This is a genomic window from Shimia fortis (assembly GCF_040225985.1).
In the GTDB taxonomy this organism is placed as follows: domain Bacteria; phylum Pseudomonadota; class Alphaproteobacteria; order Rhodobacterales; family Rhodobacteraceae; genus Shimia.
Genome location: NZ_JBBPEU010000008.1, coordinates 101,784 through 122,025, shown reverse-complemented (window position 1 = coordinate 122,025; position 20,242 = coordinate 101,784). Strand labels below are relative to the sequence as shown.

General features: G+C 60.6%; 20 protein-coding genes. 13 read left to right on the top strand and 7 right to left on the bottom strand.

Annotated features, from left to right (window positions below; genetic code table 11):
* Positions 1 to 96: 96 nt before the first annotated feature.
* Positions 97 to 759 carry an SOS response-associated peptidase gene (locus tag WNE31_RS13190; RefSeq protein WP_349980277.1) on the bottom strand — a complete coding sequence of 221 codons (663 nt, stop codon included), beginning with the start codon at positions 757 to 759 and terminating at the stop codon, positions 97 to 99.
* A 73-nt stretch (positions 760 to 832) separates the two neighbouring features.
* Between WNE31_RS13190 and WNE31_RS13185 the strand changes: the two genes are divergently transcribed.
* Positions 833 to 2,602, top strand: coding sequence for a tetratricopeptide repeat-containing sulfotransferase family protein (locus tag WNE31_RS13185; protein ID WP_349980276.1), 1,770 nt, complete (start codon positions 833 to 835; stop codon positions 2,600 to 2,602).
* Position 2,603: 1 nt separating this feature from the next.
* On the top strand, positions 2,604 to 4,349 hold the full coding sequence (locus WNE31_RS13180) for a tetratricopeptide repeat-containing sulfotransferase family protein (protein WP_349980275.1): 1,746 nt from the start codon (positions 2,604 to 2,606) through the stop codon (positions 4,347 to 4,349).
* Here the strand turns inward: WNE31_RS13180 and WNE31_RS13175 are convergent.
* Together WNE31_RS13175 and WNE31_RS13170 are read right to left on the bottom strand one after the other, a co-directional pair.
* The gene (locus WNE31_RS13175; protein WP_349980274.1) at positions 4,346 to 4,651 is read right to left on the bottom strand and encodes a DnaJ family domain-containing protein; all 306 of its coding nucleotides are present in this window, start codon (positions 4,649 to 4,651) and stop codon (positions 4,346 to 4,348) included. The two genes, WNE31_RS13180 and WNE31_RS13175, sit on opposite strands and share 4 nt — an antisense overlap.
* 56 nt (positions 4,652 to 4,707) lie before the next feature.
* Positions 4,708 to 6,282, bottom strand: a complete 1,575-nt coding sequence (locus WNE31_RS13170) for a bifunctional metallophosphatase/5'-nucleotidase (protein ID WP_349980273.1) — start codon at positions 6,280 to 6,282, stop codon at positions 4,708 to 4,710.
* Between the two features lie 111 nt (positions 6,283 to 6,393).
* Between WNE31_RS13170 and WNE31_RS13165 the strand changes: the two genes are divergently transcribed.
* Genes WNE31_RS13165 through arsC form a run of 3 tightly spaced genes read left to right on the top strand, consistent with a single transcriptional unit; the run spans position 6,394 to position 8,125 of the window.
* Entirely contained in the window at positions 6,394 to 6,735 is a 342-nt protein-coding gene (locus WNE31_RS13165) for a DUF952 domain-containing protein (RefSeq protein WP_349980272.1), read from the top strand.
* Positions 6,732 to 7,790, top strand: a complete 1,059-nt coding sequence (locus WNE31_RS13160; protein ID WP_349980271.1) for a quinone-dependent dihydroorotate dehydrogenase — start codon at positions 6,732 to 6,734, stop codon at positions 7,788 to 7,790. The genes WNE31_RS13165 and WNE31_RS13160 overlap by 4 nt, the downstream gene beginning before the upstream one ends.
* On the top strand, positions 7,787 to 8,125 hold the full coding sequence (arsC, locus tag WNE31_RS13155) for an arsenate reductase (glutaredoxin) (RefSeq protein ID WP_349980270.1): 339 nt from the start codon (positions 7,787 to 7,789) through the stop codon (positions 8,123 to 8,125). The genes WNE31_RS13160 and arsC overlap by 4 nt, the downstream gene beginning before the upstream one ends.
* A gap of 63 nt (positions 8,126 to 8,188) precedes the next feature.
* On the opposite strand, the gene WNE31_RS13150 is transcribed toward arsC, so the two are convergent.
* From WNE31_RS13150 to WNE31_RS13140, 3 genes are read right to left on the bottom strand one after another with little or no spacing between them, the layout of a single operon-like run.
* Entirely contained in the window at positions 8,189 to 9,505 is a 1,317-nt protein-coding gene (locus WNE31_RS13150; RefSeq protein WP_349980269.1) for an MATE family efflux transporter, read from the bottom strand.
* Positions 9,498 to 10,010 carry a PaaI family thioesterase gene (locus WNE31_RS13145; RefSeq protein WP_349980268.1) on the bottom strand — a complete coding sequence of 171 codons (513 nt, stop codon included), beginning with the start codon at positions 10,008 to 10,010 and terminating at the stop codon, positions 9,498 to 9,500. The genes WNE31_RS13150 and WNE31_RS13145 overlap by 8 nt, the downstream gene beginning before the upstream one ends.
* 1 nt (position 10,011) lies before the next feature.
* Positions 10,012 to 10,434 carry a PaaI family thioesterase gene (locus WNE31_RS13140; protein WP_349980267.1) on the bottom strand — a complete coding sequence of 141 codons (423 nt, stop codon included), beginning with the start codon at positions 10,432 to 10,434 and terminating at the stop codon, positions 10,012 to 10,014.
* A gap of 114 nt (positions 10,435 to 10,548) precedes the next feature.
* On the opposite strand from WNE31_RS13140, the gene WNE31_RS13135 reads away from it, so the two are divergent.
* From WNE31_RS13135 to WNE31_RS13100, 8 genes are all read left to right on the top strand, one after another.
* Complete coding sequence (locus tag WNE31_RS13135; RefSeq protein WP_349980266.1) at positions 10,549 to 10,923, top strand: MerR family transcriptional regulator; 375 nt, start codon at positions 10,549 to 10,551, stop codon at positions 10,921 to 10,923.
* A gap of 331 nt (positions 10,924 to 11,254) precedes the next feature.
* A complete protein-coding gene (locus tag WNE31_RS13130) occupies positions 11,255 to 11,656 on the top strand; it encodes a MerR family transcriptional regulator (protein WP_349980265.1) in 402 nt (133 codons plus the stop codon).
* Positions 11,657 to 11,784: 128 nt separating this feature from the next.
* Positions 11,785 to 13,560 carry an acyl-CoA dehydrogenase C-terminal domain-containing protein gene (locus WNE31_RS13125; protein WP_349980264.1) on the top strand — a complete coding sequence of 592 codons (1,776 nt, stop codon included), beginning with the start codon at positions 11,785 to 11,787 and terminating at the stop codon, positions 13,558 to 13,560.
* Positions 13,561 to 13,622: 62 nt separating this feature from the next.
* Positions 13,623 to 13,835, top strand: coding sequence for a hypothetical protein (locus WNE31_RS13120; protein ID WP_349980263.1), 213 nt, complete (start codon positions 13,623 to 13,625; stop codon positions 13,833 to 13,835).
* 19 nt (positions 13,836 to 13,854) lie between these two features.
* Positions 13,855 to 14,994, top strand: coding sequence for an acyl-CoA dehydrogenase family protein (locus WNE31_RS13115; protein WP_349980262.1), 1,140 nt, complete (start codon positions 13,855 to 13,857; stop codon positions 14,992 to 14,994).
* A 275-nt stretch (positions 14,995 to 15,269) separates the two neighbouring features.
* Entirely contained in the window at positions 15,270 to 15,908 is a 639-nt protein-coding gene (locus WNE31_RS13110) for a glutathione S-transferase family protein (RefSeq protein ID WP_349980261.1), read from the top strand.
* A 14-nt stretch (positions 15,909 to 15,922) separates the two neighbouring features.
* Positions 15,923 to 17,134: an acetyl-CoA C-acetyltransferase gene (locus tag WNE31_RS13105; RefSeq protein WP_349980260.1), complete on the top strand. Its 1,212-nt coding sequence runs from the start codon at positions 15,923 to 15,925 to the stop codon at positions 17,132 to 17,134.
* Between the two features lie 12 nt (positions 17,135 to 17,146).
* The gene (locus tag WNE31_RS13100) at positions 17,147 to 19,339 is read left to right on the top strand and encodes a 3-hydroxyacyl-CoA dehydrogenase NAD-binding domain-containing protein (protein WP_349980259.1); all 2,193 of its coding nucleotides are present in this window, start codon (positions 17,147 to 17,149) and stop codon (positions 19,337 to 19,339) included.
* Between the two features lie 95 nt (positions 19,340 to 19,434).
* On the opposite strand, the gene WNE31_RS13095 is transcribed toward WNE31_RS13100, so the two are convergent.
* A complete protein-coding gene (locus tag WNE31_RS13095; RefSeq protein WP_349980258.1) occupies positions 19,435 to 20,088 on the bottom strand; it encodes a Hint domain-containing protein in 654 nt (217 codons plus the stop codon).
* Positions 20,089 to 20,242: the final 154 nt, after the last annotated feature.

Here is a 20,242-nt window from a genome sequence, read left to right as displayed (position 1 = left end):
CCTGTTTTCAACCGGATTGGCCCGGAAAGGCCAGCGCATTTTTGTGATGTGTCGTATCAACGGTCTTTCCGCAGATGGCCGTGCATTGTCGACGCATTAACCCTCGTCCAGTGGGTCGATCAGGTCTGGTCCTGCGGCGCGGTTCGAATTCACCGCGCGGTCCACCTGGTAAAAGGACAAAAGGTCATCCGGCGCGGATGTCATCAATTTGGCCGCCCCATGCCCCGCCTCGCCCAGCCAAAGCGCCCAGTCCTCGTGCCCGACGATGACCGGCATCCGGTGGTGGATTGCCGACATCGGCCGGTTGGCCCCTGTTGTCACGATGGCGCAGGTGTTGACCGGCCCGTTCTCGCCCTTCCAGCTTTGCCAGACCCCGGCCAGCGCCAGCGGCCCTTCGCCGTGAATATACCAAGGCCAGCGCAGCCCGTCTTCGTCCTTGGTCCATTCGTAAAACCCTGTGACCGGGATCAGGCAGCGGCGTTGCCGGCAGGCATCACGAAAGGCGGGTTTGGTAGCAATGGTTTCGGCGCGGGCATTGATCAGCAAGGGGCCACCATCCGGCGCCTTGTACCAATGCGGCAGGAAACCCCAGCGCATCGAGACCAGCCTGCGCCCGCCTTCCCCGCCCTGCACCACGTGAATTTGCGTGGTCGGGCAGACGTTATAGTTCGGCACCTCGGGCAAATCATTGGCCGGAGATGCGGAAAACAGCTGCGCCATGGCATCGTTGGGCAATGTGATTGCAAATCTACCGCACATGGTTACACCCTATCAGCAGGCCCGCCGGGGCCAAGGTGAATCTTGGACCAACCCGACCAGCAGGAAAGACGACATGGCAGACCATCCGCAGCAACACGCCCAAAAGATCATGCAGTTGATGAATGCCGGCCAGTTCCCCGCCGCAGCCAAGGCCGCCAAAGCCGCCCAGCGCAAGTTCCCGCGCGAGGGCCTGTTTTCCAACATGGTGGGCATGGCGCTGGCGCAAGGGGGCAATCCCCGCGAAGCGATCGGGTTTTTCACCAAGGGGCTGAAACTGCGCCCGGGTGACCCCGACATCCAGAACAACCTTATTCAGGCATTGCTGAGCGCCGGGCAAAGCGCGAAGGCCGACGAGTTGATCGACAAGCTTCTGGCCAAGCGCGGCGACTCGGCGATCCTGTGGCACTTCAAGGCGGTCGCCCATTCGCAACTGGGACAGCCCGAGCGCGTGCTGGACTATGCCACGCGGGCGGTCACGGCCGACCCGAACATGGCGCTGGCCTATAACCTGCGCGGCATTGCCCATTCCGACCTTGGCAATGATCTGAAGGCGATCGCCGATTTTGAAAAATCCCATGCCCTGAACCCCAACGATCCCGACCCGCTGTCCAACGCCGGTTTGCCGCTATCGCGTCTGGATCGCACCGACGAAGCGATCGAGGTCGTGGAAAAGGCGCTAGCCCTGCGCCCCGATCACGTGAACTCCCTGCACAGATACGCGGTTCTTCTGGCCGAGGTCGGCCGCGTGGACGAGGCCATTGCCCAATACAAGGCCCTTCTCAAGGCCGATCCATTCCACGGCGAAGGCTTTTCGGAACTGATCAAGACCCAATCCGCCGAGGAAAACGCGGCTCTGGAACCGGCCCTGCGCACCGCCCTGGCCAAGACGCCGAAAAAATCGCCCGCCCAAGTGTTTCTGAACCTCGGGATGGGCAACCTCTTGTACCAGAAAGGCGAAATCGACAAGGCCGCGCGGTTCCTGTCAGCGTCGAACAAGTTGGCGGCGCAATCGCGCCCTTATGATGCGGGCAAGGCCGAGCAAGAGTTCGAACGGATCAAAGCCTTGTTTCCGCAAGGCAGCACGCTGCCCGCCTCCGGCGACACAGAGACACCACGTCCGATCTTCGTGATTGGCCAGCCCCGGTCCGGCACCACCCTCACCGAGATGATTCTATCGGCACATCCAGATGTGACCTCTTGTGGTGAACTGCCTCTCGCCGGGCGCCTGACCCCGTCCATCGTGCAGGGCGACGCACCATTTGACCCTGCCGGTTTTGCCGCCGCCTTTCGCGAAAACCTGCCCGCGATCCCGGAAGGCGCGCAGGCATTTGTCGATAAGATGCCCGCGAATTATCGCTATGTCGGGTTCCTGCTGCATGCTTTCCCGAAAGCCCCGATCATCCATATCACCCGCGATCCAAGGGATGTTGCCCTGTCGATGTGGCGCAGCCATTTCCCAAGCGCGTGGATGAATTTCACTTTTGACCTCAAGGCGATGGCGCATCACGCCAACCTTTACAAACGCTATATGGCGCATTGGAACGCGGTCTACGGGGACCGGATACTGACCCTCGACTATCGCGATATCGTGTCGGACGTCGAGGCCGCCAGCCACAGTCTGGCCGCGTATTGTGGTCTGGATTGGGTGGCCGACATGGCCGCCCCCGAGCGCAACACCGCCCGCGTGCGCACTGCTTCTGTGGTGCAGGTGCGCGAAGGGGTGCACAAGAAATCGCTGGGCGGGTGGCGTGCCATGCAGTCCCACCTGCAACCCTTTGTCGATGCACTGGACCCGGCGCTCTGGCCCGAGGTTTTCGTGGATCAGGAAACGGAAGGGCAGTAAGATGAACGCAGCGCAAAAAGCGATGGAAAAATTCTCGGCCCAGATGCAGGCCGGTCAATTCGCCGCCGCCGCCAAAACGGCAACTGCAGCGGCCAAGAAATTCCCGAAAGAGGCTGGCTTTGCCAACGCGGCCGGTGCGGCCCATGCCCGCGCCGAAAACTATGCGCTGGCGGTCACCTTCTTTAACAAGGCCCTGTCGCTGGCTCCGGGCGATCCTGCCACCCAGGACAACCTGCTGCGTGCCCTGATCTCGGCAGGGCGGGCCGAAAAGGCGCTGGAGCAGATCGCCAAGCTGGAACCCAAACGCGCCAACAAGGTCGGGCTTTGGGTGCTCAAGGCCAACGCCCTTATGCAACGGGGGGACGCGGCAGGTGTGATTGAAACCGCCACGCAGATCCTTGAGGTGGCGCCGGATCACCCCGAGGCGCTCAGCCTGCGCGGCACGGCCCACGACACATTGAAACAAGATGATGAGGCAATCGCCGATTTCCAGCGTTTCTTTGACCTGACGGGCGATCCGGCGGGGCTGGTCAACCTTGCCGATCCCCTGACCCGCCGTCACCGCCCCGAAGACGCGCTCGCCGCCCTTGAACAAGCGGTGTCCATGACGCCGGACGATGCGCGGGCGCAGCGGTTCCTCGCGATTCAGTTGAAACAGATGGGGCGCATCGCCGAGTCGAACGAGGCCTATCGCCGCCTAATCGCCCTTAACCCGCAGGACACGGGCAGCTATCGCGCATTGGTCTCCAGCCAGTCCGCCGACGAGAATGCCGCCCTGAAACCAACGCTCGAGGCGCTTCTGACCAAACTGCCGCGCAAGGATACCGAGGGGCACGCCTATCTGAACCTCGCCCTTGGCAACATCTGTCTGCAAACCGGCGATCAGGATGCAGCAGCAACCTATCTTGCGCGGGGGAATGCCCTGTTTGCCAAGGCGTCACCTTATCAAAAATCCGCCGCAGATGCCGAATTTTCTGCTATCACCGCCACCTTCACGCCCGACCACCAGCCCGACCCGGCGGCGGGCGATAAGGCGCAGCCACGCCCGTTCTTCATCATCGGCCAGCCACGCTCGGGCACCACGCTCAGCGAAATGATCCTCAGCGCCCATCCCGATGTGGCCAGTTGTGGCGAGATGATCAGCGCCAGCGCCGTTCTGCAGAAAGACGTGATCGACGCGGGCGGGAATGCCGCAAAACTGGCGACAGCCTATCGCAAAGAGTTGCCGCCTGATGCGCGGGACGCGGCGATGTTCGTCGACAAGATGCCCCAGAACTATCGCTTTGTCGGATATCTGCTGGACGCTTTCCCCGAAGCACGGTTCCTTCACCTCACACGCGACCCGCGTGATGTGGCGCTGTCAATGTGGCGCGAACACTTTGCGGCGGACTGGATGAATTTCACGCTGGATCTCAAGGCGATGGCCTATCAGGCCAACCTCTATAAACGCTATATGCAGCACTGGACCACGCTTTACCCCGACCGTATTCTGACGCTGGACTACAGCGACGTGGTGGCCGACGTGGCCGGGTGCAGCCGCAGGATCGCCGAGTTCGCCAATCTCGACTGGGTGCCCGAAATGGCGGCGCCGGAAAAAAATACGGCCATCGTGCGTTCGGCGTCGCTGTCACAGGTGCGCCAGAAGGTGCATTCGAAATCCGTGGGCGGCTGGCGCCGTCTGGAAAAGGCCCTGGCACCGTTTTGTGAGGGGCTTGATCCAACGCTCTGGCCGGAAATCGACCTTTAGCGATAAGATTTTCTCGCCAGTTCGATACGGGCTTCCATCATGGACATCTCTTTCATTATGTCCTGACGTCGTGCGCGATCCCCCGTGTCGCGCAATTCTGCGCGCAGGCGTGACAATTCCCGGCTGAGCGAAACAAACTCCGGCACGCCGCCGCTTTCCTTGACCAGACGGTTCAGCAGGGCGTTTTCAGGATCCTCTTCCTTCGGCAGGGGCCGACCCGCCCCTTCGAGATTGTCAAACTCTCCGGCGTCCTCGGCCTCTTTGATTTTCTGGTTGATCAGGTCGATCAAAGGATGGTCCATCGCCGCCCCCACAGCTGCGGCCCGCCGATGTGGCGGCAGACCGGATTTTCATGCCCTTACTTCCGCGTGATACGCCCGTCTGTATAGGGTGTATAGGGTTGCCCCGCAGCCAGATATTCCGCCGTCACGTCGGCCAGATCGGGCCCGTAGTCATAGGCGTTCTTGGCGGATTTGAACATGCTGTACCCGTCGCCGCCATTGCGCACATAATTGTTCGACACCAGCGTGTAGGTCGCCGCCGGATCAATCGTGCCCCAGCCGCCGTCCTGTTGCACCAGCACCTCGGTGATGCGCCCCTCATTCGGGGCCACTGCCGGATCCCAGGTGAATTTCAACCCGGCCACCTGCGGGAAGCGGCCCTTGACGTCCTCGACCTGGCTGACCCCGTTTTCCAGCGCGTCGATAACGGTCTGTCCCGAGACCTGGAAGGTCGAAAGCGTGTTCTGGAAAGGCAGCACGGTCAGCACTTCGCCCATGGTCACATCACCCGCATCAATGCTTGCGCGCAGGCCGCCGGAATTGGCAATCGCAATGGTCACCCCCTGATCGGCCACGCGGGCAAGCATGGCATCCGCCACCAGATTGCCCATGGCGCATTCCTGCACGCGGCACACGCTGCGGTCGCCTTCGATCGGGGCGGCGGCTGATGCCACGACCTTCTGGCGGATTTCCTCAAGCGGGCCTGCCAATACGCCGATACGGGCCTTGGTTGCGGCGTCCTCGGTTACGGCGGCATCTATGAGGACCGGCTCGCCCGTCGCGGACAGGATTTCGCCCGCGTCATCGAACACCACGTTCAACTCTCCCAGAAACTTTCCATAGGCATAGGCCTGTACGATGGCTGTGCCGCCCACCATGGTCGGATAAGGCCCCTTCGCCTTGTCGCTGGTGTTGGAAAGGAACGTGTTGTCATGCCCGCCGACGATGACGTCCACGCCGGTCGTATTGGCCGCAACATGCTGATCCACGCCATAGCCCGAATGGCTGAGCACGATGATCTTATTCACGCCCATCTCGGTCAGCCGGTCGACTTCAGCCTGAACCGCGACCACGGGATCGGTAAAGGTGATGTGCGGCCCCGGGCTGGCCAGTTCATCCGTATCTTCGGGGGTCAGACCAATCAGGCCGATCTTCTCGCCGCCCCGCTCGATGACCGTCGATTTCTGCAGGACGTCTGCCAGCAATTCCTCGCGGGTCAAATCGGCGTTCGACATCAGGACCGGGAAATTCACCGCATCCATGAACCCGCGCAGCACCTCGGGGCCGTCGTCGAATTCGTGGTTGCCGACGGTCATGCCGTCATAACCAAGCTTGTTCATCATCTCGGCTGCCACTTTGCCCTTGTAATAGGTGTAAAACAGGGTGCCCTGAAACTGGTCGCCACCATCCACAAGGATGCTGTTGCTGGCCCTGGCGCGGGCGGCATTCACGGCGGTGATCAGTCGGGCAGTGCCGCCAAAGCACGCGCCTTCGGCGTTTTTCTCCTCGGAACAGCCCGAGTCGTATTTGTTGATCGGCTCGAAACGGGCATGGAAATCATTGGTGTGCAGGATGGTCAGCGCGTAATCGGCCTGAGCAGCGCCGCTGAGCATGGCGGCCATCGCGCCCCCTGCAAGGATCGTTCTGAACATCTGTTTCCCCTCCTGTCCGGCAGACTCGCCCAGAATGGTGCCCCCGACGCAGCCCTTCTGTCAAAACTTCTGTTGCTTGACCTTACGCGCGTCGCGTTGCATGTCCCTGATATGCTGATTTTCAAGATATTCCGGGCCGACGAATGGGCGGCTCTTCGCCAAGACGGGGAAACAACCGGCGCGCCGGTCGATGTGGCCGACGGGTTCGTACACTTTTCCACGGCAGAACAGGTCGCCGAAACTGCTGCCAAGCACTTTGCAGGAGAAGAGAACCTGTTCCTTCTCGGGCTTGAAAGCGAAGAGTTTGGTGAGGCGCTCAAATGGGAACCTTCGCGCGGTGGTGCCTTGTTTCCGCATCTTTATCGCCCGTTGCGGCTTGAAGACGTGGCATGGGCCCAGCCGCTGCCAATCGAGAATGGCAAACACCAGTTTCCCGCAGGAGTAGGCATATGAAAATCCTTGAAAATATCGGGATGCGCGCGCTGCGCAACATGGACCCCGAGGCGGCGCATGGCATGGCCATCAAGGCGCTGCAAATGGGTGTCGCACCAGCGCCGGGGCGGATCACGTCCAACCGTCTGAAAACCACGCTGGCGGGTCTGCCGCTGGACAACCCGGTCGGTCTGGCTGCGGGGTTTGACAAGAATGCCACTGCTCTGAACGGGCTGGCCAAAGCAGGGTTTGGTTTCTTCGAGGTCGGGGCCGCGACCCCACGCGCCCAGCCCGGCAACCCCAAGCCACGCCTGTTCCGACTGACCGAAGATCAGGCTGCGATCAACCGCTTCGGGTTCAACAATGACGGGATGGAGGCCATCGCGGCGCGCCTGGCACAGCGCCCAAAAGAGGCCGTGATCGGTCTGAACCTCGGGGCGAACAAGGACAGCGACGACAGGGCGGGCGATTTTGCAAAGGTTCTGGCGCATTGCGGCACGCATCTGGATTTTGCGACCGTCAATGTCAGCTCTCCCAATACCGAAAAACTTCGGGATTTGCAGGGTAAGGCGGCGCTGTCCGCACTGCTGGCGGGGGTGATGGACGCCCGTGACGGGCTGGATCGCAAGATCCCTGTTTTCCTGAAAATCGCACCGGATCTGAGTGATGCGGAACTGGTCGAAATTGCGGAAGTTGCTATCGACTCCAAGCTGGACGCGGTGATCACCACCAATACCACTTTGGACCGTACAGGGCTGAAATCACATCATAAAGACGAGATGGGCGGTCTTTCGGGCGCGCCACTTTTTGAGAAATCTACCCGTGTCTTGGCGCGGATGTCACAGCTGACCGAGGGCAAGATGCCTCTGGTGGGGGTGGGTGGCATTTCCAACGCCGAACAGGCCTATGCCAAGATTTGTGCGGGGGCCTCTGCGGTGCAGTTATATACTGCACTGGTTTATGGCGGGCTGTCGCTGACCGAAGAGATCATCCGCGGGCTGGACGCGCTTCTGGAACAGGACGGTTTTGCCAATGTCACCGACGCGGTGGGCAGTAAACGAGAGGATTGGCTATGATCACCATCTGGCACAACCCGCGATGTTCGAAATCGCGCCAAACCCTTGCTTTGGTTGAGGAAAAAGGTGACGTCACCGTGCGCAAATATCTTGAGGATGCGCCCAGTGCAGGTGAAATCCGCGCCGCGCGGGATCTGTTGGGGGTCAAAGCCATCGATATGATGCGCCCCAAGGAAGCCGCGTTCAAAGAAATGGGTCTGAGCAAGGATGACGACGACGAAACCCTGATTGCGGCGATGGCGGACTGTCCGAAACTGATCGAACGTCCGATTGTTTTCGCGCAAGGCAAGGCCGCGCTGGGGCGTCCGCCGGAACAGGTGCTGGAGATTCTCTAGGCCGCGAGACTTTCGGGTTTGTACCAAGTTTCAGGGCCAGTCGTCCGTTTTGTACACAATTTTTCAGCCCTCTGACGCCCGCTCCAGCGCCGGATAGCGCAGGGCGAGTGTCAGCGCGCGGGCGACAAAGCTGATCAGAATCGCCATCCACAAGCCGTGATTGCCAAAGACTGGCATCAGGGTCAGCACAGCCACCGCATAGACCAGCGCGGACAGCGCCATCATGTTGCGCATGTCGCGGGTGCGGGTGGCCCCGATGAAAATGCCATCCAAGAGGAAGGACCAGACCCCGAAGATCGGCGCCAGCACCGCGTAAGGCAGAAAGGCATAGGCCGCGTTGCGCACATCGGGGGCGGTGGTCAGCAGGTCGATCAGGGCGCGCCCGCCAAGCGCAAAGCCAAGCGTGATCCCCGCAACGATGGCCACACTCCAGACCGCACTGAGCACAGCGGCGCGACGCAGGGCGGGCCGGTTGCGTGCGCCAAAGGCCTGACCGACCAACGCCTCAGCGGCAAAGGCGAACCCGTCCAGCGCATAGGCAGAGAGCGCCAGGAACTGCATCAACACCTGGTTGGCGGCCAGCGTGACGTCCCCCAGACGTGCCCCGAGAAACAGAAAGGACATGAAAATGCCTTGCAACAGGAAGGACCGCATCATGATGTCCGAGTTGACCACGGCCAGCTGGCGCAGGCGCGCGCGGTCGAAGATGCGGGGCCAGTCCCGCCAATCCCTGCCCTGCCAGACCGATCGGCAGAGCCACAGCCCGAGGAACAATCCGCTCCATTCGGCAAGGAAGGTGGCAAAGGCCACGCCGGACACACCCCAGCCCAGCCAGAGCACAAACCACACATCCAGCAGGATGTTGAGACCGTTCATCCAGACCTGAAGCAACAGAACCGAGCGCGTGCGTTCCAAAGCGATCAGCCAGCCGGTCACGCCATAAAGCCCGATCATCGCCGGCGCGCTGTAGACCCGGATGGCAAGATAGTCGCGCGCCAGTGTCTCGACCTCGGCGCTGGCCGGGGAAATCAGGAAGCCCAACCAGAACAGCGGGATTTGCAGAAGGATGATCCCCAGCCCGGCGGCCAGCCCGATCATCATCGCACGGCTGAGCATTGCAGACACCTCGGGTCCGTTCCCGGCGCCATGCGCCTGCGAGGTCAGGCCGGTCGTGCCCATTCGCAGGAACCCGAACAGCCAGTAAAGCGCGGTCAGGATGGTGGCCCCGATGCCAACGGCCCCGATCGGCGCCGCCGCACCCATCTGGCCCACGACGCCCGTGTCCACCAGCCCCAGAAGGGGCACCGTGGCATTCGAGATCACGATGGGAATGGCGGTTTTCAGAATGCGCGCATGCGTGACCGCCGCCGCGTCAGTCATCCCCGCGCGCAGGCATCAGGAAATGGCCCGTCGCTTGCGTGAACAGTTTCTCGCGCTGGTCCTGCCAGGCCTCGACATGCACGCTGGCATACCGTCGCCCCGAGCGATTGACACGCGCCCGCGCATAGGAATCGCGCGGCAGACCGGAACGCAGGTAATCGACGTTGAAATCAATCGTCTTGGGCAGGCGGGGCAAATGCCCGAGCGCCAGTTCCTCGGTGTCGATACGACCTGTTTCGATATCTTCCCAGAGCATGGACCACGCCAGCCCGATCACGGCGGTGGTTTCAAGGAACCCCGCAATCGCCCCGCCATGCAGGGCCGGCAGCATCGGGTTGCCGATCAGTTTTTCATCAAAGGGCAGTACCGCGGTCAGTTCATCGCCGCGCCGGTCGAATTCGATGCCCATGAACTGCACATAGGGCACACCGTGCACCAGCGCATTGAGGGCCGCGTCGCGACGTTGCTTGACCACCTGGACGGGTTCGGGACGTTTGCGCGCCATGTTATTTGCCCTCCACGGTGAAGGCCCCGGTGGCGGTGGCCACGGGGCGGTCGCTGTCGTCATCCATGGCGGTGGCCCGCACAAAGGCGACAGAGCGCGTGATGTGATAGCATTCGGCACGGGTGCGGATGGTCTGGCCCGGGGTGGCGGCGCGCATGTAGTCAATCCGCAGGTCAATCGTGGCCGTCCCCGCCGGAGAGGACGGGTGGCTCATCGCTGCCGCGCCGCAGCAGGTGTCCATCAACGCCGAGACCGCGCCACCATGCACCACGCCGGTTTCCGGATCGCCAACAATGCGCAAATCATAGGGCAATTCCATTTCGGCAACGCCATCGCCGATATTGGTCAGCTTCATGCCCAGCGCCTTGCAATGAGGCACAAGGCTGATGAACTGTTCCGCCATTTTGACCTTTTGGGGATTCATGTTTTGCTCCGTCCTTACCGCCACCGACTATGTCCTGCATTTTGCACGCGCGGCAAGGGGGCGGTTGCAGGAAATAAAATTGCGTCCTAAGTTCTGCCCCGAGGAGAATTGCCAATGTCTGATATTCGTCTGTCCTTTAAGGAAATGTGCGCCAAGTTTGACGTCACCCCGCGCACGTTGCGTTACTACGAATATATTGAGCTGTTGGAGCCCGAGCGCGAAGGGCGGTCGCGATTCTTCGGGCCACGCGAGGTGGCGCGCATGACGTTGATCATGCGGGGACGGCGATTCGGTATCAAGCTCGAGAACATCCGCCAGTGGCTAATGATCTATGAACACGAAGGCACCGCCGCACAGATGCAGGCCTTTGTCGACATGGCCGACAAACAATATGCCGAGCTGGAAGAACAGAAGGCCCAGCTGGAAGAGGCCATGCACGAATTGAAAACCCTGCGGGATGAAACTGCGGCGGAACTCGAAAAGATGTAAGGCGCGGGCGACCCGCTCTCATTTTTGATCCCGGTGCGCTCTGGAGCCTTTGAGAAAAGGCGCCGGGGCGTTTTTCTTGCGCGTCTGGGCGGCGTGCGGTCTGCCGTGCTGCGCGGTATTGAGACGCCCTGCCCCTCTGTCGGAGCGGTGCAGACTGGCAAATTCCCGCCGAATTTCGGCAAATTTCGCGAAAGTTTTACTTTACCTTCGCAAACGCAACGTCAACTTTAGAAGTGACGTAGCGTTTCGATTACGTCAACGTAAGGCACGGTTGTAACCAATGCTGCGAGACCCAAATTGTTCATGGAACACGAAAGACGAGGTTGTCGAAATGACTGATGGAACCATGACCATCCGAGAGATGTGTGACGCGTATGATGTGACGCCGCGCACCCTGCGTTTTTATGAAGCAAAGGAACTGCTGTTTCCAATCCGCGAAGGTCAGAAACGGTTGTTCACCAAGCGCGACCGGGCCCGGCTCAAGCTGATCCTGCGCGGCAAACGCTTTGGCTTTTCTCTCGAAGAAATCCGTCAACTTCTGGATCTCTATGACATGGGCGATCAACAGGCGACCCAGCTGCAGCGCACCTACGAAGTGGCGCAGCAACGCCTGCAAGATATGGAAGAACAGCGTGACGAGCTGAACGAAGCCATCGACGATCTGAAAGAACAGTTGAAATGGGGCGAAAAAATCCTCGCTTCCTTCAACACCACCAAAAAAGCAGCCGAGTAACCAACGCGTTTCGAGAGCGGCTTGGAAAGCAAGTTGGTTTCGAAACTCTCACAACATCAATGGGCTCCGTGCGTTTCGTCCCATTGATGTATCCAACAAAGTGACGAAACGCCTTAGGGAAGAGACTCATGCCGACGTATACCGCACCCGTAAAAGATATGCAGTTTGTCCTGCACGATGTTCTGGATGTCGCCAAATCGGACATCCCGGGCTATGATGAACTGGAAGCCGATTTCACCAATGCCGTGCTGGAAGAGGCTGGCAAACTGACCGGCGATGTCCTGGCGCCGCTGAACGTCGTGGGCGACCACGAAGGCTGCCGTCTGGAAAACGGCATCGTTTACACCCCGACAGGGTTCAAGGACGCCTTTGAACAGGTCAAGGAAGGTGGCTGGCCCGGTCTGGACATGCCAGAAGAATATGGCGGGCAGAACATGCCTTATGTTCTCGGCACCGCCGTGGGCGAGATGTTCTCGGCCGCGAACCAGGCCTTCACCATGTACCAGGGTCTGACCCACGGTGCGGCCTCGGCGATCCTGGCGCACGGCACGGACGCGCAGAAAGACAAATGGCTGCCCAAGATGGTGTCCTGCGAATGGACCGGCACCATGAACCTGACCGAACCGCATTGCGGCACCGATCTGGGCCTGATGCGCACCAAGGCCGAGCCGCAGGGCGACGGCACCTACAAGATTTCCGGCCAGAAGATCTTTATCTCGGCGGGCGATCACGACATGGCCGACAATATCGTGCATCTCGTGCTGGCCAAGATCCCCGGCGGCCCCGAAGGCATCAAGGGCGTGTCGCTGTTCATCGTGCCCAAGTTCAAGGTGGATGACGCGGGCAACATTGGCGCGCGCAATGGCGTTACCGTCGGCAACATCGAGAAAAAGATGGGCATCCACGGCAACTCGACCTGCGTACTGAACTATGACGAGGCCGAAGGCTATCTTCTGGGTGAAGAGCATAAAGGCATGCGCGCCATGTTCACCATGATGAACGAGGCCCGTCTGGGCGTGGGCATGCAGGGTCTGGCACAGGCCGAAGTCGCCTATCAGAACGCGCTGACCTATGCCAAGGACCGGCTGCAGGGCCGCGCCGTGACCGGTGTTGAAAACCCCGACGGCCCCGCCGATCCGCTGATCGTGCACCCGGATATCCGCCGGTCGCTGATGGACCAGAAGAGCTTTGCCGAGGGCGCGCGCGCCTTCATTCTCTGGGGCGCCACCATGATCGACGCCGCCCACCGCAAGGGCGACAAGGACGCCGACGGCCTCGTGTCGCTGCTGACCCCGGTTATCAAAGGCTTCCTGACCGACGAAGGCTATGACATGACGGTCCGCGCCCAGCAGGTCTATGGCGGCCACGGCTATATCGAGGAATGGGGCATGTCGCAGTTCACCCGCGATGCCCGCATTGCCATGATCTATGAAGGCGCGAACGGTGTTCAGGCGCTTGACCTCGTGGGCCGCAAGCTGGCGCAGGACGGCGGCAAGCACGTCATGGCCTTCTTCGACCTGGTCAAGACTTTCTGCAAGGAGAACGCCGAAGACGAAGCGATGAAGGACTTCGTCGAGCCGCTCAAGGCAGCGTCGAAAGACCTGCAGGCGGCGGGCATGTTCTTTATGCAGAACGGCATGAAGAACCCCAACCACGCGCTGGCCGGGTCGAATGACTTCATGCACCTGTTTGGCCATGTCTGCCTTGGCCTGATGTGGGCCAAGATGGCAAAGGCCGCGACGTCAGCTCTGGCCAACGGCACCTCTGACGCTGCGTTCTACGAGACCAAGCTGGCCACCGGACGCTACTATATGGCTCGTCGCCTGCCGGCCACCAAGATGCACCTCGCGCGTATCGAATCCGGGGCTGATACGGTGATGGCCCTGAACGCCGAGGCGTTCTGATCTTTCAGGCACGGGCGGGGTTTTCCCCGCCCTGCCCCCACATCGGCATTTCGGGAGGAAAGATGCCCAAACGATTTCGTCTGACCCGTCGCTTTCCGGTCGCCATGACCGAGGACGGCTATCGCCGGCTGCGCAGCTTTGCCTCTGACGCCGGTCTCGACGAAGGCGAGGCCCTGTCCTTCCTGTTCGAAAATTTTGACGCCATCACCGATGACGAAGCTCTCGCCCACCGGTTGCGACAGTTCAATTCCCAACTCGACGCGCGCAAGCGTTGAGCACCGACAGGAGCAGACCATGACATCCACCTGGATGAGTGACGAACACCAGATGCTGGCGGACATGACCGCCAAATTCATCAATGACGAATGGGCGCCGAAATTCGACAAGTGGCGCAAGCAAGGCGAAATGGACCGCGAGATCTGGCAAGAGGCCGGTGAACTGGGCCTGCTCTGCCCTTCGATCCCCGAGGAATATGGCGGGGTTGGCGGCGATTTCGGCCACGAGGCCGTGATCCTTATGGAATCAAACCGCGCCAATCTGGCCAGCTGGGGCCACGGCATCCACTCCGGCATCGTGGCGCATTACATTCTGGCCTATGGCTCGGAAGAGCAGAAACAGCGCTGGCTGCCCAAGATGGTCACCGGCGAAATCGTCGGCGCGCTGGCCATGACCGAACCCTCGGGCGGCTCGGACGTGCAGGCGATCAAGACCCGCGCGATCAAGGAAGGCAATTCCTATCGCCTGTCGGGATCCAAGACCTTTATCACCAACGGCCAGCACGCCAACCTCGTGATCGTCGCCGCCAAGACCGACCCGTCGGCAGGTGCCAAGGGCACGTCGCTGGTGGTGGTCGAAACAGACGGTGCCGAAGGTTTTTCGCGCGGGCGCAACCTCGAGAAAATCGGTTGCCACGCCGCGGACACGTCCGAGCTGTTCTTTGACAACGTCGAAATCCCGCCGGAAAACATTCTTGGCGGCGAGGAAGGCCAGGGCTTTTACCAGATGATGCAGCAACTGGGCCAGGAACGCCTTGTCATTGCCTGCATCGCGCAAGGGGCCATGGAAGGCGCCGTGGAACGGACCATCGCGTACTGCAAGGAGCGCGAGGCCTTTGGCGGCCCGATCCTGCAATTCCAGAACACCCGTTTCAAACTGGCCGAATGTCTGACCAAGACCAAGGTCGCGCGCGCCTTTCTGGATGAATGCATCAGCGACCTGATCGCCGGAAACCTGACCGTCGAAAAGGCAGCCATGGCGAAATACTGGATTACCGATACGCAGGGCGAGGTACTGGATGAATGCCTGCAACTGCATGGCGGCTATGGATACATGCAGGAATATGCGATCGGCGAAATGTGGGTCGATGCTCGCGTACAGCGCATCTATGGCGGCACAAACGAGATCATGAAGGAACTGATCTCGCGGTCGCTCTGACCGAGAGGCTGTTGGGAGGCGGCAAGCGTGGAATTCGAGTATTTGAGGCAAGATGAAGCAGGACGTCCACCCTGCCATCCGGCGTGGCGCTTGCCGGCGGGACAGCAGGGCTTCACCTTGCGCGGCCATCGGCTCTCCAGCCTGTACCGCGCCTCAAAAACTCGCGCATTTTCATTAACAGCACGTAAACTCGCCCCTTCATCTTGCAAAAAATACTCTGCGGGGGTGCGGGGGTGCAAAACCCCCGCTCCGACCGCCAAAACAGGGAACGCGCAATGACCATCAAACTCTACTGCTTCGGCGAATCCGGGCATTCCTACAAGGCCGCGCTGGCGCTGGAACTCAGCGGGCTGGACTGGGAACCGGTCTATGTCGACTTTTTCGCGGGCGAAACCCGCAGCCCAGACTTTCGAAATACCGTCAACGAGATGGGCGAGTGTCCGACCCTCGTGGATGGCGACTTTACCACCAGCCAGTCAGGCGCGATCCTGGCCTACGTGACCGAGAAATCGGGTAAATTCGGTGGCAAGAACGCAGTCGAGAATTACGAGATTTTCCGCTGGGTGCTGCTGGACAACTCCAAGCTCAGCGCGGTGGCTGGGCCGACGCGGTTCCTGATGAACTTCCTGCCCGAGGACAAGCGCCCGCAAGAGGTGATCGCCTTCAACCAGGGCCGTCTCAAAAGCACTTATGACATTTTGAACAAGCATCTCGAAGGGCGCGACTGGATCGTGGGCGATGGCCTGACCAATGCGGACCTGTCTTGCTGTGGATACCTGTTTTACGACGAACCTTTCGGGTTCGACCGCGCCGCGTGGCCGAATATCGACCGCTGGCTTTCCAACATATCGGCCCTCGAGGGCTGGAAACACCCCTACGACCTGATGCCCGGCAGCCCTGCTGACCGAGCCTGAACAAGGAGATCATGATGACCGAAGCCTATATTTATGACGCCGTGCGCACCCCGCGCGGCAAGGGCCGCAAGGACGGTTCCCTGCATGAGGTGACCTCGGTGCGCCTTTCGGCAACCGTTCTGAACGCGCTGAAAGAGCGCAACAACCTTGAGGGCCATGCCGTCGAGGACGTGATCTGGGGCAACGTCACCCAGGTGAAGGAACAAGGCGGCTGTCTTGCTCGGACCGCGGTTCTGGCCTCGGACCTGGATGAACGCATTCCTGGCCTGTCGATCAACCGGTTCTGCGCCTCGGGCATGGAAGCCGTGAACATCGCGGCCAACCAGGTCAAGGGTGGCGCGGGCAACGCCTATATCGCCGGCGGCATCGAGATGATGGGTCGCGTACCAATGGGATCGGACGGCGCGGCGATTGCCGTGGATCCGTCCGTGGCCATGGACATGTATTTCGTCCCCCAAGGCATCTCGGCAGACATCATCGCCACCGAATACGGGTTCACCCGCGATCAGGCCGATGCGCTGGCCATGGAATCGCAGCGTCGGGCTGCGCAGGCGTGGGAAGAGAACCGCTTTGAAAAGTCCATCGTGTCGGTCAAGGACCAGAACGGCCTGACCATTCTGGACCGCGACGAATACATGCGCCCCGGCACCGACATGCAAAGCCTTGGCGGCCTGAAACCCGCTTTCAAGGAACAGGGCGAAGTGATGCCCGGTTTCGACAAGCTGGCGATCATGAAATACCCGCATCTCGAAGCGATCAATCACATCCACCACGCGGGTAACTCGTCGGGGATCGTGGACGGATCGGCTGCAGTTCTAATCGGCAACAAAGAGTTCGGCAAAGAATACGGCCTGACCCCGCGTGCGCGCATCAAATCGACCGCGAAGATCGGTCTGGATCCGACCATCATGCTGACCGGTCCGGTACCGGCCACCCAGAAAATCCTGGCTGACAGCGGCATGAACATCGGCGACATCGACCTGTTCGAAGTGAACGAGGCCTTTGCCTCGGTCGTTCTGCGCTTCCAGCAGGCGTTTGACGTCGACCCGTCGGTCGTGAACGTCAATGGCGGGTCGATCGCAATGGGCCACCCGCTGGGTGCGACCGGTGCGATCATTATCGGCACCCTGCTGGACGAGCTTGAGCGCCAGGACAAGGAAGTCGGACTTGCGACCCTTTGCATTGCATCCGGCATGGGTGCAGCCACCATCATCGAACGCGTGTAAGGAGACACACCCATGACCGAATTCCACTACGCGACCGACGCCGACGGCATTGCAACCATCACCTGGGACGTGCCCGGCAAATCCATGAACGTCATGTCCTTTGTCGGCCTGGAAGAGCTGAATGACGGGATCGACAAGGCGCTGGCCGATGACGCTGTGAAAGGCGTGATCGTCACCTCGGGCAAGCCGGGTTCCTTTGCCGGTGGCATGGACCTGAACCTGCTGGCCGTGATGAAGGAACAGGCGGGCGACGAACCGGCCCGTGGTCTGTTCGAAGGCATCATGAAAATGCACGAGTTGCTGCGCAAGATCGAACGCGCCGGCATGGACCCCAAGACCAACAAGGGCGGCAAGCCGATTGCCTGCGTCCTGCCCGGCACAGCTGCGGGCATTGGTCTGGAACTGCCGTTGGCCTGTCACCGCATCTTTGCCGCCGACAACCCCAAGGCCCGTATCGGCCTGCCGGAAATCCTTGTCGGGATTTTCCCCGGCGCCGGGGGCACCACGCGCTTTGTACGCAAGATGGGCGCCATGGCGGCGTCGCCGTTCCTGCTGCAGGGCAAGATGGTCGATCCCAAGAAAGCCAAGGCAGCCGGGATCATCGACGAAGTGAACGAAGACCCGATCGCCGCGGCTCGTGAATGGGTTCTGTCCGAGCCGAAGATCGTCAAGCCGTGGGACGAAAAAGGCTACAAGATGCCCGGTGGTGACCCATATCACCCCGCGGGTTTCATGACCTTTGTCGGGGCCTCGGCGATGGTGAACGGGAACACCTGGGGCGTGTATCCGGCGGCCAAGGCGATGTTGTCCGCCATCTATGAAGGCGCGCAGGTGCCGTTTGACACCGCGCTCAAGATCGAGGCGCGCTGGTTCACCAATGTGTTGATGAACCCGTCCTCGTCGGCGATGATCCGCAGCCTGTTCCTGAACAAGGAAGCGCTGGAAAAAGGCGCCAACCGTCCCGACGTGCCGGACCAGACCGTCAAGAAAGTTGGTGTTCTGGGCGCGGGCATGATGGGCGCGGGCATCGCGCTGGTCTCGGCCAAAGCGGGCATGGATGTCGTGCTGATCGACACCACGCAGGAAGCGGCGGATCGCGGCAAGGCCTATTCCGAGAACTTCATGGACAAGGGCATCAAGCGCAAGAAAGCAACGCCCGAGCAGAAAGAGGCGATGCTGGCCAAGATCAACGCCACCACCGACCTGAATGCTCTGTCCGACGTGGACCTGATCATCGAGGCCGTCTTTGAAGATCCGGGCGTCAAGGCCGAGATGACCAAAAAGGTCGAGGCGATCATTCCCGAGGATGCGATCTTTGCCTCGAACACCTCGACCCTGCCGATCACCGGTCTGGCCGAAGCCTCGGTCCGCAAGGAACAGTTCATCGGCATCCACTTCTTCTCGCCCGTCGAGAAAATGATGCTGGTCGAGATCATCAAGGGCAAGGAAACCGGCCCCCGCGCCGTGGCTAAGGCGCTGGATTACGTGCGCCAGATCCGCAAGACCCCGATTGTCGTCAATGATGAACGTTTCTTCTATGCCAACCGCTGCATCATTCCCTACATCAACGAAGGTGTAATGATGGCTGGCGAAGGCGTGGCGCGTCCGCTTCTGGATCACGCGGCACAGCTTCTGGGCTTCCCCGTGGGGCCGATCCAGCTGGTGGATGAAACCTCGCTCGACCTTGGGGCCAAGATCGCCAAGGCGACCATGGCGGCGATGGGCGATGCCTATCCGAAATCCGTAGCCGATGACGTGACTTTCTGGATGGTTGATGAGGGCCGTCTTGGGCGCAAGGCCAAGGCCGGGTTCTTTGACTATGACGAGAACGGCAAGCGTCTGGGCTATTGGGAAGGGTTCAACGACAAATTCCCGCTGGCCGAAGAGCAGCCCGAGGTGACCGAGGTCCAGCATCGCCTGATCTTTGCACAGGTTCTGGAAGCGGTCCGCGCACTGGAAGCCGGTGTGCTGGAAGACATCCGCGAAGGCGACGTCGGCGCGATCCTTGGCTGGGGCTTCATGCCGTGGTCGGGTGGCCCGTTCTCGTGGCTTGATATCGTGGGTGCGCCTTGGGCCGCCGATAAATGTGACGAGCTGGCCGCGAAATTCGGCGACCGGTTTGCCTGCCCGCCGCTTCTGCGCGAAATGGCAGACAAGGGCCAGAGCTTCTATGGCCGTTTCGGTCAGGACGCAAAAGCGGCCTGATCCCAGCCCAGCGAAAAATGAAGACGCCCGGAAGATTTTCTTCCGGGCGTTTCATTTTGTGAGTAGCGTTTTTTTTGAACCCGGCGCGGGGTGTCTCAGGCGACGTCGTAATCGATGTTGTCGCACATATAAGTGGCGGCCAGCAGCTTTTCAGCGACGAAGCGGGGCAGCATGTTGTAATTGGTCGCCATCCCCTGACGCGGCACCACACCGGCGTTGACACCCCATTGCGCCTGACAGAACAACAGCGCGCCGAAATCGGCATAGACCATCTGATCGGTTTCAAACACGGGCAGGATGATCTCGACCGGTTCGACCGGTTCGCAGCGTTCCACACCCTCAAGGATCAAAAGTGCGGCAGCCGGGATCACGGCAAAGGGATCGCCCCAATGGTCCATGATCTCTTCGCTTTCGATCAGAACGCCCTGATGCGGCATCAGAAGCATTTCCTCGCCGTTGCCGATCGTGTCTTCCTCAATCAGCAGGGGCCAGAAACTCTCCGGGCAGGGTCCGGGGCCATTCCACAGAGCGTTGCGCACGATGGACGTGATTTTCTGCGCGCCGTTGTCAAAGGTCAGAACCTTGTCGCCGACACGCAGGTCTTCGATCGGGGTCCAGCCCTGTTGCGACGCGACATGCGTTCCTTCGACAAATCCGGCCCCGGCGCCCAAAAGCACCGGATCATATGTGCTGTGCGAAGCTTCGGGATTGCCCCCGATACAGCCTTGCGGGTGGGTCCATCCAAACATTTCACATCCCCTGAAGTTTGGCAGTTAAAAAGTGCAGCAAAATCATTTGTCTAAAAGTTTAGGGAACTCCTTTGCCCGGAATGAGGAAAGATTGTGTCACTGTTTCCGAGGCCCGTACAAAGCAATTGCGCGGCCTGTCATTGCGCCAAGTCTG